Annotated in this window: 16 protein-coding genes; 7 read left to right on the top strand and 9 right to left on the bottom strand. The window is 56.7% G+C overall.

Annotated elements, in window-relative coordinates; translation table 11 throughout:
• The first annotated feature begins 108 nt into the window (after positions 1–108).
• Together H6G53_RS07395 and H6G53_RS07390 are read left to right on the top strand one after the other, a co-directional pair.
• Positions 109–1,017 (top strand): carbohydrate ABC transporter permease, encoded by a 909-nt coding sequence (locus H6G53_RS07395; protein WP_190531759.1) that lies wholly within the window; start codon positions 109–111, stop codon positions 1,015–1,017.
• 28 nt (positions 1,018–1,045) lie between these two features.
• Entirely contained in the window at positions 1,046–1,549 is a 504-nt protein-coding gene (locus H6G53_RS07390) for a hypothetical protein (RefSeq protein ID WP_190531758.1), read from the top strand.
• Between the two features lie 63 nt (positions 1,550–1,612).
• Here the strand turns inward: H6G53_RS07390 and H6G53_RS07385 are convergent, their stop codons facing one another.
• The 7 genes from H6G53_RS07385 to H6G53_RS07360 form a co-directional block, all read right to left on the bottom strand.
• Positions 1,613–2,836 carry a Coenzyme F420 hydrogenase/dehydrogenase, beta subunit C-terminal domain gene (locus H6G53_RS07385; protein ID WP_099535028.1) on the bottom strand — a complete coding sequence of 408 codons (1,224 nt, stop codon included), beginning with the start codon at positions 2,834–2,836 and terminating at the stop codon, positions 1,613–1,615.
• Positions 2,837–3,027: 191 nt separating this feature from the next.
• On the bottom strand, positions 3,028–4,683 hold the full coding sequence (locus tag H6G53_RS07380) for a radical SAM protein (RefSeq protein ID WP_190353740.1): 1,656 nt from the start codon (positions 4,681–4,683) through the stop codon (positions 3,028–3,030).
• Positions 4,684–4,783: 100 nt separating this feature from the next.
• Positions 4,784–5,752, bottom strand: coding sequence for a DUF362 domain-containing protein (locus H6G53_RS07375; RefSeq protein WP_190531750.1), 969 nt, complete (start codon positions 5,750–5,752; stop codon positions 4,784–4,786).
• Between the two features lie 79 nt (positions 5,753–5,831).
• Positions 5,832–6,908: a glycosyltransferase gene (locus tag H6G53_RS19210; protein ID WP_190531748.1), complete on the bottom strand. Its 1,077-nt coding sequence runs from the start codon at positions 6,906–6,908 to the stop codon at positions 5,832–5,834.
• Between the two features lie 244 nt (positions 6,909–7,152).
• On the bottom strand, positions 7,153–8,565 hold the full coding sequence (locus H6G53_RS07365; protein WP_190531746.1) for an aspartate ammonia-lyase: 1,413 nt from the start codon (positions 8,563–8,565) through the stop codon (positions 7,153–7,155).
• A 149-nt stretch (positions 8,566–8,714) separates the two neighbouring features.
• Complete coding sequence (locus H6G53_RS18940; RefSeq protein ID WP_255508890.1) at positions 8,715–8,843, bottom strand: hypothetical protein; 129 nt, start codon at positions 8,841–8,843, stop codon at positions 8,715–8,717.
• A 56-nt stretch (positions 8,844–8,899) separates the two neighbouring features.
• Positions 8,900–9,511: a DUF3611 family protein gene (locus H6G53_RS07360; RefSeq protein WP_099535030.1), complete on the bottom strand. Its 612-nt coding sequence runs from the start codon at positions 9,509–9,511 to the stop codon at positions 8,900–8,902.
• A 414-nt stretch (positions 9,512–9,925) separates the two neighbouring features.
• On the opposite strand from H6G53_RS07360, the gene dxr reads away from it, so the two are divergent.
• Positions 9,926–11,098 (top strand): 1-deoxy-D-xylulose-5-phosphate reductoisomerase, encoded by a 1,173-nt coding sequence (dxr, locus tag H6G53_RS07355; protein ID WP_099532765.1) that lies wholly within the window; start codon positions 9,926–9,928, stop codon positions 11,096–11,098.
• A gap of 141 nt (positions 11,099–11,239) precedes the next feature.
• On the opposite strand, the gene sppA is transcribed toward dxr, so the two are convergent.
• The gene (gene sppA / locus H6G53_RS07350) at positions 11,240–12,082 is read right to left on the bottom strand and encodes a signal peptide peptidase SppA (RefSeq protein WP_190531745.1); all 843 of its coding nucleotides are present in this window, start codon (positions 12,080–12,082) and stop codon (positions 11,240–11,242) included.
• A 93-nt stretch (positions 12,083–12,175) separates the two neighbouring features.
• Here sppA and H6G53_RS07345 point away from each other — a divergent pair, with 93 nt between their 5' ends.
• From H6G53_RS07345 to H6G53_RS07330, 4 genes are all read left to right on the top strand, one after another.
• Positions 12,176–13,252: a DMT family transporter gene (locus H6G53_RS07345; RefSeq protein WP_190531743.1), complete on the top strand. Its 1,077-nt coding sequence runs from the start codon at positions 12,176–12,178 to the stop codon at positions 13,250–13,252.
• A gap of 212 nt (positions 13,253–13,464) precedes the next feature.
• On the top strand, positions 13,465–14,439 hold the full coding sequence (locus tag H6G53_RS07340; RefSeq protein ID WP_190531741.1) for a hypothetical protein: 975 nt from the start codon (positions 13,465–13,467) through the stop codon (positions 14,437–14,439).
• A 55-nt stretch (positions 14,440–14,494) separates the two neighbouring features.
• Positions 14,495–15,271, top strand: a complete 777-nt coding sequence (locus H6G53_RS07335) for a hypothetical protein (protein WP_190531739.1) — start codon at positions 14,495–14,497, stop codon at positions 15,269–15,271.
• A complete protein-coding gene (locus tag H6G53_RS07330; protein ID WP_190531737.1) occupies positions 15,268–17,115 on the top strand; it encodes a hypothetical protein in 1,848 nt (615 codons plus the stop codon). The genes H6G53_RS07335 and H6G53_RS07330 overlap by 4 nt, the downstream gene beginning before the upstream one ends.
• Before the next feature lie 99 nt (positions 17,116–17,214).
• Here the strand turns inward: H6G53_RS07330 and H6G53_RS07325 are convergent, their stop codons facing one another.
• Complete coding sequence (locus H6G53_RS07325; protein WP_099532761.1) at positions 17,215–18,393, bottom strand: bifunctional sterol desaturase/short chain dehydrogenase; 1,179 nt, start codon at positions 18,391–18,393, stop codon at positions 17,215–17,217.
• Positions 18,394–18,420: the final 27 nt, after the last annotated feature.

The raw sequence follows: 18,420 nt of genomic DNA, 5'->3' as shown, positions 1-18,420 counted from the left end.
AAGCAAAGGGTAAAAGGTAAAAAGCAAAAGGCAAGCAGTTGGCAGAAACGAAAAGTTAGAAGTTCAATTCAGTTCAATTCAACAGTCCACACACTGGGAACCTTGCCCATGTTCCAGTTACCCCGAAAATCCCTGAACGATCGCCAATGGGCCCTGCTCACGCCCTATCTATTCCTGCTGCCGGCCTTGGTCGTCTTGACCATCACCACCTTCTACCCGGCCCTGCAAGCCTTTTACCTCAGCTTCACGCGCTATGACTACGACCTGACCGAAGCGCCGCGCTGGGTGGGCGGGGCCAACTTCCTGCGCCTGTGGGGCGATCGGCTGTTTTGGAAAACCCTGGGCCAAACGATCGTTTACCTATTAACCGTCGTCCCCATCCTGACGATCGCCCCCTTGGGTTTGGCGATTTTGGTGAACCAAAAACTAGCGGGGATCCGTTGGTTTCGCGCCGCCTATTATGTGCCCGTGATTGTGTCGAGCGTGGTGGCCGGCATTGCCTGGAATTGGATGTATGCGGAAAATGGCCTGCTGAACCAACTGCTCACCGGACTTGGCCTTGTTTCTCGTCCCATTCCCTGGCTGACCAGTCCCCAATGGGCCCTTTGGAGCGTGATGGCCGTCACGGTCTGGAAAGGCCTCGGCTATTACATGGTGGTTTATTTAGCCGGACTGCAAGCCATTCCCGCCGACCTTTACGAAGCTGCCGCCCTCGATGGCTCCGATGGTTGGCGCAAACATTGGGATATTACGGTTCCGTTGATGCGCCCTTACTGGCTGTTGGTGGCCACCATTTCCGCCATTTCCGCCACCAAGGTCTTTGAAGAAGTGTTCATCATGACCCAAGGCGGCCCCCGCAGCAGCTCCAAAACCGTGGTCTATTACCTCTATGAACAGGCCTTTGAAAACCTAGAAATGAGCTATGCCTGCGCGATCGGGCTAGTGTTATTCCTGCTGGTTTTGGGCTTTTCAACCCTGCGGCTGTTGATTCCGAACCAAGCACCCACCAACCCCTGAGCCAGTCCCCCTCACTCTGGGATTAACCATGATTGCCTGGCTGACCGACCATCCCTTCATTCGCAAATATGGGCGCGGCATGATCGCGCTTATCCTGCTCAGTGTGCTGCTGGGGGGGTTGCAGTTCAGCTATTTCACGCTGGCCGGGGAAACCATCCCGATCGCCGTGGTGGCCAAAGAACGCTTACTGAAGCGGTATCGCACCTCGAAGCAGGAAACCGTTGAAGAAAACGGCAAAACCGTGAAGCGATCGCGCCGGGTGACTGAATACCGATATCGATATCGGGTGACGATCGAGACGGGCGAAAAGCTTTGGGTTGAGGGGCCCAAGCGTGGGGATTGGCTACCGCTCGAAACCCCGTTCGATCGGCTGAAGGTGGGCAATCGCTATCGGGTGTTGGTGGCTCCCAAGTGGCGCTGGTTCAGGCGATCGATCCACCGCATCGAAGCAGAACTACCCACAACCCAGAAACCCACGGGTTCGCCGTCTCCATCCCCCAAGTTGGATAAAAATTTGCGCACCGGCTCTTAGGTTCCTTGTTCTCGCGATCGTGTCAGGGTGGAATCAGGATTTCAAACTATCCGACGATCGGTTCTAGTCCGGTAATTGGTATTGCTCCACAATTTTTTGGGCATAGGCGGGCACATGCTCCGCTAGCTTTTCAGGGTAGTGGCGCTTGACATAGAGATAGTTGCGCGTGAAGTGGGAGTCGATCGAGAAACGAGCATATTCCAGACCCTTGGGCCCCACCCGCTCGATCACCAAACCCATCAACTTAGCCGCCCACATGGGAATCGTGACCCCTTTGTCGTAGGCGGGAATGCTGTTTTGGACGGCGGCTCGACGCTCCCCTTGGGACATCACCGGTTGGGTTTCGATTTGGTCGCGCACCATTTCCAACAGTTCGCGGCCCGTTTCATTGCGCACCACCAGCCACTGCCAACCAAAGGGCGCACCCATATAGCCCACCACCAAATCCGCGAGGGAGTTGACGTAATCAAAACAGGTCATGCAGGAGGGGGCAAACACGTCCTTTAATTGATCGGTTTTCAGGCCAAAAAAGGGCACTGTTTCCGTGGAACCGTCTTCGTGCTTGAAATGCACCCGGAAATCCTGCATGAACTCGTAATAGACCACGGTGTCGGGCGATCGGCTGGTGGTGTCGAGGAATTTTTGCAGGCCGGCCCGGGTCACGTTGTCCACGCAGGGCGTGCCGAGCACATAGAGCTTTTCGAGGCCTAGCTTGTCTTGGACAGCTCGCAGGGCTTGGATTTGGCAGCCCACCCCAATCACCAACAACCGCTTCATGCCCGATTGTTCAATCTGTTCCAAAACAGACAGGTTGGGCGAAAGGGTGGGTTTGTTCACCCGGGCAGCCAAGATTTCTTCGGGGGTGGTGGCAATCACCGGTTGGGGTTGGAAGCGGTCTTCCGGGGTGTTTTGCACACAGACGACCCCTTCCACTTTGCCGCTGGTGAGCATGGCGATCGCGATCGAGCTAACGATGCCGGTCCATTGGGCCCCCTCGATCGGCTCGGTTTTGCGCGCGGCCATCATTTCCTGATGCACGCCGAAGTAGATGTCATCTTCGACTTCCAGATTGCGGCTGCGGCCGTGGGCCTGGGTTTCCAGCTCGGCAATCTGTTGATTAATGAAGGCGCAGGCCTCTTTGACGTAATGCACATAGTAGGTGTCGCACAGACCGCATTCACTGCACAAATCCTTGGCGGGGCGACGGCTACCGGGCTTGAGGGCGCGAGCTTTTTTGTGGCCGAGGGGTGCTTGACCGGATTCGGAGGGTGATGAGGCGAGGGTCATGGCAACAGGCGGGCGTTGAGCATTGACGTGCGGTTTTTATTGTTTCATGGGCGATCGCTCCCGGTAACGGAAAATCAACAACCCGCAATGTTCGGCAACGAAGCAGCAAGGGAGTCGTGATCCCATCGCTGATTGATCGCTAGTCCAAACAAAATCCAGGCAAGGACGATCACGGCGAAATCACGGCGAAATCACGGCGAAATCACGGCAGCATCGGGCATTAGGGCCACGGCTTCCGCTCGGTGTTTTTTCAGGGTGGCGGCAGGCAAGGGCCCATGGAGATGTTCCCAGGGCAGCACTTCCCCTAAATCCCAGTTGCGAAACACATAATGATCCAGCGGGGGCACTCGATCGCGCAGTTCCTTGAAGGCTCGCCGGTAACTGCCCAGGGATACCCGATCGGGGTTGTCCGTGTCGCCCGCCCCATAGGCTCGCACCAGTTCCAACAGGGGGGTTAACCGGCGATCGCCCCGGGAAATCAGCGTCTGAATAATTGACCAGTTATAGCTCTCGGGGCGGAAGTCAATGCCATTGGAACGCAGGCGCTTTTGCAGCAATTTCAATCGCTTTTCCGCATCCCGATTCACCCCAAACCACTGAAAGGGAGTGTGGGCTTTGGGCACAAAGGTACTGCAACCAAGGGTTAATTTCAGGCCCGGGGCAGCTTTTTTGAGCCGCAGCATCATGGCCGCGGTGGCTTCGATGTCGTCGGGGGTTTCTCCGGGAATGCCGGCCATGCCATAAAGCTTGAGGGCGCTGAGGCCGCCCGCTTTGGCGTTCACGGCGGCCTGTTCGATCGCTTCGGTGGCCAACTTTTTGTTGATGATTTGTCGCACCGTTTCCGAACCGCTTTCCACGGCCACGGTGATCGATTTGCAATCGCGGCTGGCCAAAACGCGGGCCAGCTTTTCCGTGACCGTGTTGGTGCGCACCGAAGCCACACTGAGCCGCACCTGTTCGTAGGCGGTTCCGGCCAGGCGATCGAGCAGACTGTCAAATTCAGGATGTTGGGTCACCGAAGCGCCGAGCAGGCCGATTCGGTTAGTGGCTTGCAGTCCCCGATCGATGGCCGGCAGCAAGGAGCCTTCCAAGTCCGCCGTCCGAAAGGGCAGGGTGAGATAGCTGGCTAAGCAAAACCGGCACAGTTCCGGGCAACTGCGCACCGTTTCCACCATGAAGATGTTTTCCCAGGCGGCGCGCGGAGTCACCACCGTGGACACCGAAAGGGCGTTGCCACGATAGGTTTGCTTGCTGACGGTGGCGGGAATCCGATCGCTCAGGGGGCGAATGGCGGCGATCGGGCCCGTGGGGTCGTGATACTCCACGGCGTACAGTTGCGGCACATACAGACCCGGCACTTGGGCCAGGGCTTCCAATCGATCGGCCCGGGGGCGATCGCGCTGTTCTAGCAGCTTATTCACCAGGGCATCGATCAAAATTTCCCCATCACCCAACAGCACCACGTCAAAATAGGCCGCGAAGGGTTCGGGATTCGCCGTCAGCACCGGCCCGCCCCCAAACACGATCGGGTGCTCGTCGGTGCGATCGACCGCATGGAGCGGCAAGTCCAAATCCTCCAGCAACGCCATCACATTGACGTAATCCAGTTCCCAGGACATGGAAAACCCCACCAGGGCGGGCGATCGGGGCAATGGCTCCCGTGCATCCGTAAACAACCGTGCCACGGCCAACTCCGGCCGCGCCGCCAACATCGCCCAGACCACCTGATAGCCCAAGCTGGTGATGCCGACGGAATAGGTGTTCGGAAAGGCAAACACCGTGGGCAGGGCCTGGGGCAACGGTTCAGCGGGTTCAAACAGCAGGGTTTCGTCAGCAAAAGGAGCCATGCAACAACTGGCAAAGACCAGAGAAAAACCAGAAAACAACTGGAAAGCAACCGGAAAATAACCAAAAACTAGCGGCAGTTAAGGAGCAGCTAGGAATAGCTCAAGATCGCACTGAAGTTTCCGCCGGGGCAAAGCGTTCCTTAAACAGCTTGATGTAAAGGTGCTTGAAGGTAGAACGAATCACCCGAGGCAACCCAAAATCGATCGGCATCAGGAAGCTGGATAAGCGCCAATCTTCGATCGCCAAGTCCGCCGGCCGCTGCAAAGGATAGGTCACCTGTTCCGGGGCCGGACAAACGCCCAAGGCTCCCGCCGCCGCCAAGGTGGGCACAGTTGCCGGATCCACCTGCAAGATGTCCGCCAAGGATCGATCAAGCGCAAACACATTAGCTGATGCACCCAACACCCCCAACAGGCGCGGTTCACCGTTGCTGGGGCCGTCGCCCTCATGGCCAATAATTCCATCCACGATCGTCAAGTCGGGGTCGATCGTCCGCGCCGTTTCCACCAACATGCGCCCAAACCGAGCCACGTCTTTTCCCGCGTCCAAATGCCACCAGGCCTTCAGCTTGCCCGGCACGCAGCCAAACAGATTCTTCACCCCCAGCGTAATCGTCAATTGGCAGTGGGATTTCACCTTGGGCAAATTAATCACCACATCTGCATCCATCGCTTCCTTGCTCAAGCGCAAGTGACCAAATTCGCCGCTGAGGCTGTCGTAGCGCTGGCCCCGAAATTCCACGATCGGGATGTTCAAGCGTTGGGCGATCGGGGCCAGGCCATTGGCCTTGGCCACGCCGGCCGCGCTGCCAAAGGCGGGACTGTCGCCCAAAAAGGGTTGCCCACCGGCCGCCAACACCAACTCCGCCACCACCTGCACCAGCTCGGGGCGGGTCGTGCATTCCTTGGCGGGTCGCGATCCGGTCAGGAGGTTGGGTTTCAACAGCACCCGATCGCCCGGCTGTACAAAGGCCGCCATTCCGCCCAAGGGTTCCAACAGGGCCACAACTTTTTCGCGCAACAGATCCAAATCATAGCTAGTGGCACTGAGCAAGCTAACGGGAACCATCGGCGTTTCTCCTGGTGTTTTGGGGGGCAATGGTCGAAAGGAGGGATCGAAATGATCGAAATTAAGGGTCGAAATGGGGTTAGAAAATAATCGAGGGCGGAGCAATCGCCTGATTTAAATCATAGGTTGGTTGATTTGAATCCTGGGTTGATTGACTGAAATCATGGGGCTTGGGTAAAGATTGCCCCGGAAAACGCCCTAGGATGGCTGACCAAGCTGCCACCACATCCTCCGTTTGATTAGCCAAAGAATAGGTGTTGCGAATATAGGCCGATGCTTGTTTGACCTTGGCGATCGTGGCTTCGGGACGGTTAACCCAATCATCGATCGCCTGTTCAACCGCCTGGACAAATCCTAAAATATCGCCCCGCTCGATCGGGTAAGAAAACTCCGGCTTGAAAAATTCCCGCCCGCCGCGGCCGTGATAACCCACCGTGAGACAGCCCGCCGCCATCGCTTCCGCCGCCGGTAAGCCAAACCCTTCTGGATCACCAAAACTCATAAAAATTGCCGAATTTCGCATCATTTCTGCTAATTTCGCCTGCGGCAAATCCAACACTCGCACCAATTGAAATCCCTGGAGCCGATCGCGATGGCGCAAGATTTGGCAAACTTGCTGAACATCCATGAAATTTTTGCGCGCCAGGAAGCAAATTTGATTGGTCTTTCGCTCAGGAAAATAAAACAGCTCCGGATCAACGCTACACCGAACCCGGTGAACCTTAACTTGCGGGAAGGCCGTTTGAATATAGTTTTTGCTGTCTTCAGAAACAACAATCACGCCTAATAAATTCGGATCAGCATAGGGCAAATATTCTTCTTCAAAATTCACTGAGAATTTATCAAATGTGTAATAGACATTTTGATTAAAAATCACAAAGGGAATATCTTTGGGCAGCTTGGCATATTCCGCCTGTTCATAGACCTCGGGCACAACCACAATGCTGCGATCGGGGTTAATGGTCAAAATTCCCCCGAGGATGCGTGTTTTGTTGGGAAACCACTGACAACGAAATTCCGCTTCTCTGTGCAAAACTGCTGCGGAAAATCCCGACTGATTCAACAAATCCACCTGGCGATAGATCATCTGTACGCCGCCGGTTGGTTTTGTAAATTGTCGGCAGGGAAAATAAATCTCGATCGCCTTTGGATCCACGGTTAATCTACCTAATTTTAGAAACTAGAAGTATGACTCAAGACCTACATTGATCACCGAGGTTGATCACCGGAATCACCAGAATTTGTCAATCAGGGCCGAGGTAACTTAGCCTTAGTAATCATCCAGGATAATCATCTAAACGGCTCGATCGCACCGTTAGCAACTTCGCTCAAAACTGGGCTGCCAACTGCACCACCCAAAGCACAATTAGCACAATTCGGGCGATCGAGCCGTTCAAACCCTAGGCCGTTGGATTCGGCATTTGGCTCATGGTTTCCAAATCCAATACTTCTGCCAACTGGGCCTCATCCATCAGCCCTTTTTCCAAAACCAATTGGCGCAGAAATTTACCCGTTTCTAGGGATTCTTTGGCGATCGCAGCGGCATTCAAATAGCCAATGTGCGTATTCAGCGCCGTCACCAGGGCCAAGCTCCCCTCGGCATAGTGCAAACAGCGATCGGGATTGGCTTCAATGCCCACCAAACAGCGATCGCTCAAGGCGGCGATCGTGTTGCCCAAAATCTCAATACTTTGAATCAGATTGTAGGCAATCAACGGCATCATCACATTCAATTCCAGTTGCCCCGCCTGGGCTGCCAGGGCGATCGCCTGGTCATAGCCCATCACTTGGAAACAAACCATTGAAGTCATCTCCGCCATCACCGGATTATATTTACCCGGCATGATTGACGATCCTGGCTGCACAGGCGGCAATTGAATTTCCTTAAATCCGGTTTTGGGCCCCGAATCCATCAAGCGCAAATCATGGGAAATCTTGGCCAAATCCTGAGCCAAATTCCGAATCGAACCGGACACATTCACAAAAGGAGCCATACTTTGCATGGCCGCCATCAAATGGGGAGCCGATCGCAAGGGTTGCCCAATCAATTCTGAGAGTAATTCAGTGACTCGGAAGCGATATTGCGGATGGGTGTTCATCCCGGTTCCCGCAGCGCTGCCGCCCAATCCCAAGACACGCAAATCTTCCGCCGCTGTGGTAATTCGCCGCTCATGATCGCGCAAAATATAAGCCCAAGCCCGGAAGCTTTCGCCCAATCGCACGGGCACTGCGTCCTGCAAGTGAGTGCGACCAGATTTAACAATTTCTTGGAAAGCGATCGCCTTGGCTTCCATGGCAGCGATCGCCTTTTTGAGGGCTGGAAACAAGGTGCGATCGAGCGCCAACAGCCCCCCAATCCGAATGGCTGTTGGAATCACATCATTGGTTGACTGTCCATAATTCACGTGATCATTAGGACTGACGCGGCCATAGTTGCCCTTGCGATCGCCCAACAGTTCCAAGGCTCGATTAGCCAAAACTTCATTCACATTCATGTGATGGGAAGTGCCGGCCCCCGCTTGGTAAACATCCACCACAAATTGATCGCGCAATTGACCTTGCAAAATTTCATCGGCCGCTTGCACGATCGCTTGGCCTAATTCTTCCGAAATACAGCCCAACTCTGCATTGGCGATCGCGGTGGCTTTTTTGATCAGCAAACAGGCATCAACATAGGTGGGTAACGGTTTAAGGCCGCTAATGGGGAAATTCTCGATCGCCCGGCAAGTTTGAATCCCGTAATAGACCGTATCGGGGATTTGCCATTCCCCCATCGAATCCTTCTCAATCCGAAAGTTGTCAGCGTTGCTCATGGTTTTGGGTTGTTGATTGTCAGTGTTAATTTTACTGAGATTGATGACTAGAGTGAATGATTGATTGAAATGGATACTTTTCAGCAATTTCTCAGAATTGCTGTTCTCAACCGTTCCTCTTAATCACTCTTCTTGATCACTCTTTTTGATTATTTGGATTTTTTATTTTGCTCATCATTCATCGCTTGCATTCCACTGGCCAACATCCAAAGCCCACCCAAAACAATTCCACCGGCCAAAGCACCCAACAGCCAATCCAAATTCATGCCACTTTCCATAAAAATCTTCTCAATGAGATCAGTGTTTTTGTCCGTCTAATCGATGCATCAGTTTCTTAACTGGAAGGGCGATCAATTCGGTCATAGAGCCACAGGGAAATCACCATGCCCATAAAGTTGGCAGAAATTCCCGCCAAATTAGCTACCACCACAAACACATCCAAGGGCCGGACAATTTTAGTGGGGTCGGTAATGGCTACCCCGGCCGGCTGGGATACTGCCTTCGAGACCAAAACATAGACTGCCACACCGGAGCCAATCAGGGTTAAAACCACCCCGATCATGCCCGCATAAATGCCCATTCTCAACAATTGAACGGTTTCGGTTTTGCGGGGTTGCGGTTCGTTGGTTTTATGAATTAATCCCTTGGCAATTCGGGTATATCGAAAGGATAAAACCGTGTTGAATGCCGCCACAATTACGCCGCAGGTGGCCCAAAAAATGCCGATGCTGACCCCTTGGGCCGCCCCTTGGCCCGCCAGCCCCGGCACGGCAATCAGCAACAACAAAATGGCGGCTAACCCGAGGGCTAATTGCACCCAAAACCCAATCCAACCGCCCAGTTGCAGGGTGGCGGCAATGCGCTGGAGGGATGGCCGCGGCCCCCCATTTTTCTTTTTAAATGGTGGGGGTGGGGGCGTGGGGTTGGAATCGGGACGGCTCAACATGGCAACAAGGGCAGGGTTGTGAAGATGCGGAGTTTGATAAAACGATCGGCAAGGCGGGCAATGGCACAAAAACAGCAAGGCCCAGCATCGAGGTCACGGGTTGGGCTTGCCCCTAAAGCGTGGCATATTGCCGAGCCTCTCGCGCCGTTGAGGATGGATCACAGAGGGATGAATTTTGCGATCGATTCCCCCCTTTTTTGACATAGATCGGGGACATCTATCGAGCGTGAGAACACGAGCGATCGCCCCTGGCGCACACCATCCTAATATTGGGAGGAATCTGCTCAACGCCACAGCAGCCCCCACAGTAACCCACCCGCAGCCATTCAAAATAACAGCCATCCACCGCAACGGGCCATTCCAAAATCAATGAGTTTCAAAGAAATGAGTTTCAAAGAAATGGGTTTAGAAACCGTGAAAGCAATTACTCTTCTGGGTTCCACCGGCTCGATTGGAACCCAAACCCTGGATATTGTGTCCCAATATCCCGATCGATTCCGGGTGGTGGGTCTGGCGGCGGGCAGCAATGTGACCCTATTGGCGGAACAGGTGCGACAGTTTCGGCCCGAAATTGTGGCGTTGCGGGATGGGAGCAAGTTGGCGGAACTGCAAGGGGCGATCGCGGATTTAGATCCCCAACCCCAACTGGTGACCGGAGAAGCGGGCATCGTGGAGGTGGCAGGCTACGGGGATTCGGAGGTGGTGGTCACGGGGATTGTGGGCTGTGCCGGGCTGTTGCCCACGATCGCGGCGATCGAAGCGGGGAAAGATATCGCCTTGGCGAATAAGGAAACCCTGATTGCGGGTGGCCCGGTGGTGTTGCCCCTGGTGCAAAAGCACGGGGTGAAGTTGTTGCCGGCCGATTCTGAGCATTCCGCCATTTTCCAATGCCTGCAAGGCGTACCTCAGGGGGGCCTCCGTCGCATTTTGCTGACGGCTTCGGGTGGGGCCTTCCGGGATTGGCCGGTGGAGCGGCTGGCGCAAGTGACGGTGGCCGATGCGCTGAAGCATCCCAACTGGTCGATGGGCCGCAAGATCACGGTGGATTCAGCCACCCTGATGAACAAGGGCTTGGAGGTGATTGAGGCCCATTTCCTGTTTGGGATGGACTATGACGGCATTGATATCGTGATTCATCCCCAAAGCATTATTCACTCGCTGATTGAGCTGCAAGATACATCGGTGTTGGCTCAGTTGGGTTGGCCAGATATGCGGCTGCCGTTGCTCTATGCCTTGTCCTACCCGGAGCGGATTTATACGAATTGGGAAACGTTGGATTTGGTGAAGGCGGGCGATTTAACGTTCCGTGCGCCCGATCGCGCGAAATATCCCTGCATGGATTTGGCCTATGCGGCGGGTCGAGCCGGGGGATCCATGCCAGCGGTGTTGAATGCGGCCAATGAGCAGGCGGTGGCCCTGTTCCTGGAGGAAAAGGTGCATTTCCTGGATATTCCGAAGCTGATTGAAAAGGCTTGCGATCGCCACCGGGCGGACAATCGAACCCAGCCGACCTTGGAAGACATCCTGGAGGCCGATCGCTGGGCCCGCCAAACGGTGTTGGATTTGCAAACGGCGGCGATCGCCTAACCCGCTTTTTTCGGTAATGACTTTCGGTAATGACTTGGGGCGTAATTGGGACGTAACCGGAGGGCGCAAGGCGGTGCGCCCACACCCGGATTGCGATTTGGCATGGAGGATGCACGATTGTGCGCCCAGGATGCCGTGCGTCTAGGGGCGATAGAGCCAGAGGGGAACACCGTTCGTGGCCAGCTCAAAGTCCAGGGTGCTGAGGGCCCGATCGACCTGAGGCCCCGTCCAAGGGCCGATCGGCCCCTGGGCCCGGCCATCGGAATTCAGCAACCGGGCTAAGGGGGGTTTGCGCTCCTCGATCGTTTGCACCGCCACCTTCTCCGGATCCAGCTTGGTCAAGTCTGCCAACCAGCGGCGGGCATCCTCTTCCGTGCCCAGGCGATCAATTAAGCCCAATTCCTTCGCCTGCTCTCCGGTAAAAATTCGCCCATCGGCAAAGCTGCGCACCGTTTCCGGCGGCAAATTTCGCGATTGGGCCACGGTCTGCACAAACTGGTGATAGCTGCTGTCAATCAGGGATTGCAGGATTTGGCGTTCTTCGTCGCTCATGGGGCGATCGAACGCCAGGATGTCCTTATAGGGCCCGGACTTAATCACCTTGAAGGAAACCCCCACCTTATCCAGCAAGGATTCAATGTTGTTGCCTCGGATAATTACGCCGATGCTGCCGGTGATAGTGCCGGGGTTCGCCACAATCTGGTGCGCCCCCATGCCGATGTAGACCCCACCGGACGCGGAAATATTGCCAAAACTGGCCACAATCTTGGTGGTTTCGCCCAATTCTTTCAGAGCGCTGTAGATTTCCTGAGAATCTCCCACCGTACCGCCAGGGCTATCGATTCGCAGCAGCAAACCGGGATATTTGCGCTCTTTCACCACCTTCAGAGCCTTCAGCACCCGTTGACGAGTGCCCCCGGCGATCGCCCCGGAGATTTCAATGCGCGCGAGTTGTTTACGAGTATTGGGCTTGAAAGGCCACATGGGAATTGCCGTCTCGACACCAAAGGAGTGGATACAATTCTAGGGTTTAGTTAATATTTCTTAAAGTTATTGATCAAGTGATTGATCCCAGCCATGACCGCCCAACCCGTCAATCCCCAATCATCGCTGCAATCCTGGTGGGGGTGGCTGCTGCTGATTTCGCCCTTTTTCTTTTGGGGCACAGCCATGGTGGCCATGAAAGGCACCCTTGACCACACCACACCCTTCTTCCTGGCGGGGTTGCGGCTGGTACCAGCGGGGTTGTTGATTTTGGGGGTGGCGGCCCTGACCGATCGCCTCAAGCCGATCAGTTGGGTCGGGTGGGCCTGGGTGACGGCCTTTGCCCTGGTGGATGGGGCCCTGTTCCAAGGCTTTTTGGCCCAAGGGCTGGCCCGCACGGGAGCTGGGCTAGGCTCCGTGACCATTGACTCACAGCCCCTGGCGGTGGCCCTAATGGCCCGCTGGCTCTATCGGGAGCAGATCGGGCCCCTCGGTTGGTTGGGACTGCTGTTGGGGGTGGTGGGCATTGCCGGTGTGGGGCTGCCCGATGAATGGATTTTGCAGTTGTTGAACGGCACGGCCTGGCAAGCGCTCTGGCAAAACGGGGCGATCGGCTGGGATTCCGGGGCGATCGGGCAGGGGCTAGCGGCCTTGCTGAATAACCTCTGGGGCAGTGGCTTTTGGTGGATGCTGTTGGCGGCCCTGTCCATGGCGATCGGGACGGTGATGGTGCGGCCGATGAGCCAGTATGTGGATCCGGTGGTGGCCACGGGTTGGCACATGGTCTTTGGCGGAATGCCCCTGTTTGGGCTGTCGGCAGCATTTGAGGTGAACCAATGGCAAGGCTTGACCCTGGCCGATTGGGGGTCGATCAGCTATTCCACCCTCTTTGGCAGCGCGGTTTCCTATGGGGTCTTTTTCTTTTTTGCCTCCAAGGGCAACCTCACCAGCCTCAGCGCTTTGACCTTTCTCACGCCGGTGTTTGCCCTCCTGTTTGGCAATTGGTTTTTGGGGGAAGTGCTCAGCACGGTGCAAACGGCGAGTGTTTTGCTGACGCTGGTTAGCATTTACCTGGTGAATCAGCGGGCGGTGATTGCCCAGAAGTTGCGATCGATTCATCCCAAGTTGGCTCCCATCCCGATCGAGGTGTCGTCCAAAGAGTCCCCTTGATCGCCTCGATCCTCCAACAAGAATCAAAAAGAGAATCAACAACACGAATGAGTAGGGAATAGCAAGCCACCGGAACCGCCGACCGTTCCTTGAAGTCGGTTGCTATGGTGGAAACGGGTTTCAGAGTCGTGCCCATCCCCGCCGTTGAGATCGAAATCTCGCGCCCTGACTTCAAATCATTCCAATCAAAATTTCACACCAGGAAAAACACCATGGCTCGATCGCGCTGGCAAGGACGTGCGCTGGGATTGTTGATGGCGATCGCGCCGATCACCGCTCCCGCCGCCTGGGCAAACACCCCCACCGCCCCAGAGAGCACCGGCTCCGCTCGCTCGGAAATGACGCTGCAAACACAAATTGCCCCACCGCAAATCACCCTGCTAGAAACGGGTCAGGGCGATCGGCAGTCCTTGCGGTTGCGCCTTCAACAGGGCGATCAGCAGCGATCGTTATTGGTGATGAAAAGCCAAATGCAACTGACCCTGGCGGGCCAACAGCCGATGCCGATGCCCGTGCCGGAAATGCGCCTGCTGACGGAAATCACCATCAATCAGGCGGCCAGCGATGGCCAAGTGAGCTACACCCTGCGCTATCCCAAGATCGAAATGATTGCACCGCCGGAAATGTCCTTCGTGCAGCCGGCCATGGATAGCACCGCCCGAGAACTGGAGCGAATTCAAATTCAGGTGGAGGGGGACGATCGGGGGAAACTGTCGAAGGTGAATGTGCTGGCGGACGGTGAGCTTTCGGCCCCTTTGCAGGCCAGCCTTGGCCAAATGACCGAATCGATTCGCAACAGCAACATCGAATTTCCCGCCGAACCGATCGGGGTGGGAGGGCGCTGGCAAAGTGTCACGGAAATTGAATCCGGGGGGCTGCGAATTCAGCAGCGAGCGGTTTATCAGGTGGTGGAAATCACGCCCGATCGGGTGGTGTTGAACGTGACCGCTGAGCAGACGGCTCCACCCCAAAAACTCACCATTCCCGGCCTGGCCCCGGAGCAAGCCCCTTCCCTACGGTCGTATCAGGCCAATGGTTCGGGTCAAATTCAGATGAACTTCAACCGTGTGGTTCCCACCCAATCGAATCTGTCCCTGAAGGTGCGATCGGAAATGGAAGGGTTACCCGGCGTGGGCACGGCCCTGATGACCGGTAACTTAGAAATGACCCTGGAGCCGCAACCCTAGCGCACTTGCCTATAATTGGGGGCCCTCTCTGGTCGCGATCGGGCGATGCGCAGTCATGGAGTTGAAAGTTGCCCTGTCGGCGCGGCGGGTGCTGGGTTGGTTGTTGGTCGCGGTGGTGCTGTTGACCCTGGCGGGAACGGCGGTGCAGGTGGCGAAATATGCCTTTGGCTATCGCGAAGGCTGGACAAGGCTGTTTAACCTCGATCGGGAATACAACCTGCCCTCGTTGTTTTCCACGGGTTTGTTAGGGGGCTGTGCCCTGTTGCTCCGGGCGATCGGCCAGCGAGCGGCCGCCTTGGGCGATCGCTGGGCCCCCTCCTGGCGGCTGTTGGGTGGCATTTTCACCTTTTTGGCCCTGGATGAGTGGTTCAGCATCCATGAAATTTTGATCTTGCCCGATTTGGCGAAATGGGCAGGGTTACCGGGCTTTTTGAAGCAAATTTGGGTGATTCCGGCGGCGATTGCCGTGGGTTGGGGGGCTTGGCGATTTTGGCCCTTTTGGCGACAGCTCCCCCCCAAGTTACGCGGTCGATCGCTGTTGGCGGGCTGTTTGTATGTTTCGGGGGCGTTGCTGATGGAGATGGTGGGCGGAGCCTATTCCGCCGATCAGGGGCAACAAAACCTGACCTATGCCCTACTGACGGTGGTGGAAGAGGTGGCGGAAATGCTGGGAACCACCCTGTTTTTGTGGGCGTTGTTGGTGCATTTGGGATCCTGGTCGGGGAAATTTTCCTTGGTGCTCGATTTGGGCGATCGAACTCTGGGCGATCAAAACTTGGGCGATCGAAACTTGAGCGATCGACGGGATCCCCAGGATCCTCAGCAGCCATGATTGGCAAATGGCGCGGCCCGCAAGGCTCCTCAACCAGGCTCGGGGCGATCGGGCAGGTTGCTTTTTGGCGATCAGGTTGGGCCGTCCTGGGATGGACATTGCTGGGGGCCCTGGTGCGGTTTTGGAATTTGGGGGGCAAACCGCCATCCAGCATTGAAGTGGCCTCGATCGGGTTCGGGCTGGGCAACGGGTTTGATCATTTGCCGCTCGATCGGCTGGTCAGCTTGGCGGAACTCTTGGAACCATTACGAGTGCAGCCCACCGTGGGGCTGGATGAAACGATCGCCCGTTTAGCGGCCCAAAGCACCCATCCGCCCCTCTTTTTTGGGTTGATGCATGGCTGGCTGAGGGCGCTCACCCCGGCAGGTGGGTTGGTGGACTTGGCCACGGCGCGATCGCTCAGTGCCCTGTTGGGTTGTTTGGCAATTCCCGCCGGATTCTGGCTTGCCCAATGGCTGGCAGGTCACCTGGCTCCCCCCCAAGATGGCGCAGCAACCCCAAAGCCCACCGATCGGCCTGTGTCGGCCCTTTGGATGGCCCACGGGGTGGCGGCCCTGTTGGCCCTGTCGCCCTATGGAGTGGCCATGGCCCAAGAAGCCCGGCACTACACCCTAGCGATTCTGTGGGCGATCGGCACTTGGGCCGCCACCTTCGGAGCCGTTCATCGGTTGCAGCAGGGGCGATCGCCCGGTTGGGGCTTGGGAATTGCCTGGGTGCTGGGGAATGGCCTCAGCCTGGCCACTCACTATTTTTGTCTGTTGGGGATTGCGGCCCAGGGGCTGGCGATCGGCTGGTTAGCTTGGAGCCAAGGGCGATCACAGGGGTGGTCAATCCTTCAGGGGCGGCCCTGGCGGGTGATGGGGGTGATTGCGCTGGCCCAAATCGCCCTGGCGGCCGCTTGGTTGCCGGCCATGGCGGGAGCCTCCGAAAGTGAACTCACCGCTTGGATTCGGGAGGATCTGAGTCCGGCGGAATGGTTCTTGCCGCCCCTGCGGTTGCTGGCTTGGTTGGCAACCATGGTGGTATTACTGCCAGTGGAACAGCAGCCCCTGCCGGTAATCCTGGGCAGCGCGATCGCCCTGTTGGCCGTTTTGGGATTGCTGCTGCGGATGATTGGGCCCGTTTGGCGATCGGGTTTGGCCCGTCCTGCGCCGCTGTGGTGGGCGATCAGCATTGGAATCGTGGGGCCGTTGGTGCTCATGCTGCTGTCGATTTACAGCGATCGGGGTGACCTCAGCGTTGCTCCCCGATACCAGTTTGTGCATTTCCCGCTGGTGGTTTTGGGGGTGGGGTTGGCCCTGGGTCAGCGATCGGCCGATCGCGCTCCCCTTTCGATCGGGCGGTGGCAGGGGTCGGGGCGATCGGCCATGGTCGCGATTCTGGTCGTCAGTCTGTTGGGGAGCTTGGCGGTGGCCAACAATTGGGGCTTTTTGAAGTCGCGGCAGGTCGACCGCCTGTGGGATCAAATCGAAGGGCGATCGACCGATACCCCCTTGCTCGTCAGTCACATTGAAACCTATGCCGAAATTCGCGGCACGGTGGCGATCGCCTACGAGTGGCAACGGCGACAAGCGACACCAACCCATCAGCGCCCGGCCCAGTCCCCAAATTCGCCCCAATTCGCACCGCAATTTTTAATGCTGCAAGAGGCGAGCGATCGGGCCGATGCCCAGGCTCCCTTAGCCCAAGTGATTCGGCAGCAAGCCCGCCCCTTTGACCTGTGGACAGTTGACCTGTCGCCCGCCTTGGACTTGGAAGCCTATGGGTGCAAGCGAGCGAAGGAACGCCGCCGACCCACAGGCTATCGTTTACGCCACTACCAATGCACCAAAGCGGCTTCTTGATTTACCCTTTAGCCCCAATCATGCCGATCGGGTGAACGGGGTCGATCGACCCGGCCAGCATTTGGCGATCAGGCTGGATGGGGGTTTTTAAGCAGCAACCTAGGCGCGATCGGGCTTGGCGAAGGCACGGAAGTAGAGCGATTTTGCCAACTCTTTGATTGGAAAGAGCAGATAGGTCAAGGGATTGATCGTCACGATGATGTTGCGCACATCCCGTTCCGCCAAGGCCACGATCGCCCGTGCAACCCACCCCGCCGACATAATCCCGATCGGATTGAGATCGCTCTTGAACGGGCCAAGAATCAGCTTCCGCACCACACAGGGCGCATCCAAGCGCCGCAGGGTGATCAAATCCCCGATCGCCCGTTTCGATAGCTCATATAGGGGGCTAAACGCCGGGTTCACTTCCGCTTCGGAGGTGTTGACCCAAACTTCCTTCAGGGCCCGGTGTTCCGACTTGGTGACCGTCTCAAAAAATAGTTCCATCAACCGCCAAGCGGACAGGGTGTTCACCTCCAGTGCTTGGGCCACGGCCGCCGCCGAGCGATCGCCCTGATTCACCCCATGGTTGATGATCAAAATATCCACATTGGCCAGGGTTTCGCGCAGGGCCGCCTCTTCGCCCGATCGCCAAGTGACCACCCGCACATTGCCCTCAAAGGTGGTTCCTTCGCGCGTTGTCAGGGCCACCAACCTCGCCCCTCGGCTTTGCAACACGGCAATCAGGGCCCGACCCATGCTGCCCGATGCCCCGGTAATGGCGATTGTTTTGCCCTTCAGGGACAGGGCTGTGCCCAGCAGCTTATCCACAAACGTCAAAGACCCACAGTAATAGGCATTGCCCGAATCAAAATGGTGTCGCCAATGGTAGGTGCGATTCACCGTCCAGACGGAGGGGTTGCTATCCAGGTCGCCCGCCTTGTGGGTTAGGTCGGTTTCCATCAGGTAGCCGCGCGATCGGGCGATCGCCGTGGCCAAAAAACCCAGGGAATAGATGCAACCCAGCCACATTCCCCACTGACCCGACACCGCCGCCGTCAGTCCCACCACCGAAGCCATGGTGGCCGCTTCGGGCGCATCGTTGGCCAATTGAGCTTTGTAATAGGCATCAAGGCTGCTGATGGTTAGGTCACGGCGATAGACCTTGTGGTGCATGTTGTGGGCCCGTTGGAGCGGCTCCCAATAGTGGCCGGCCACATGATAAAAATCGCGCACGATTTCGGCCAGGACGATCGAGCCGATCGCCCAACTCAGTTGTACGAATCCCTCTGCGTTCATGATTTGTTTCTACTTAGCCCAGCTACA

The organism is Limnothrix sp. FACHB-406 (genome assembly GCF_014698235.1).
Taxonomy (GTDB): Bacteria; Cyanobacteriota; Cyanobacteriia; order CACIAM-69d; family CACIAM-69d; genus CACIAM-69d.
Note: the sequence above shows the minus strand (reverse complement) of the source record. Positions and strands in the feature narration are given on the sequence as shown.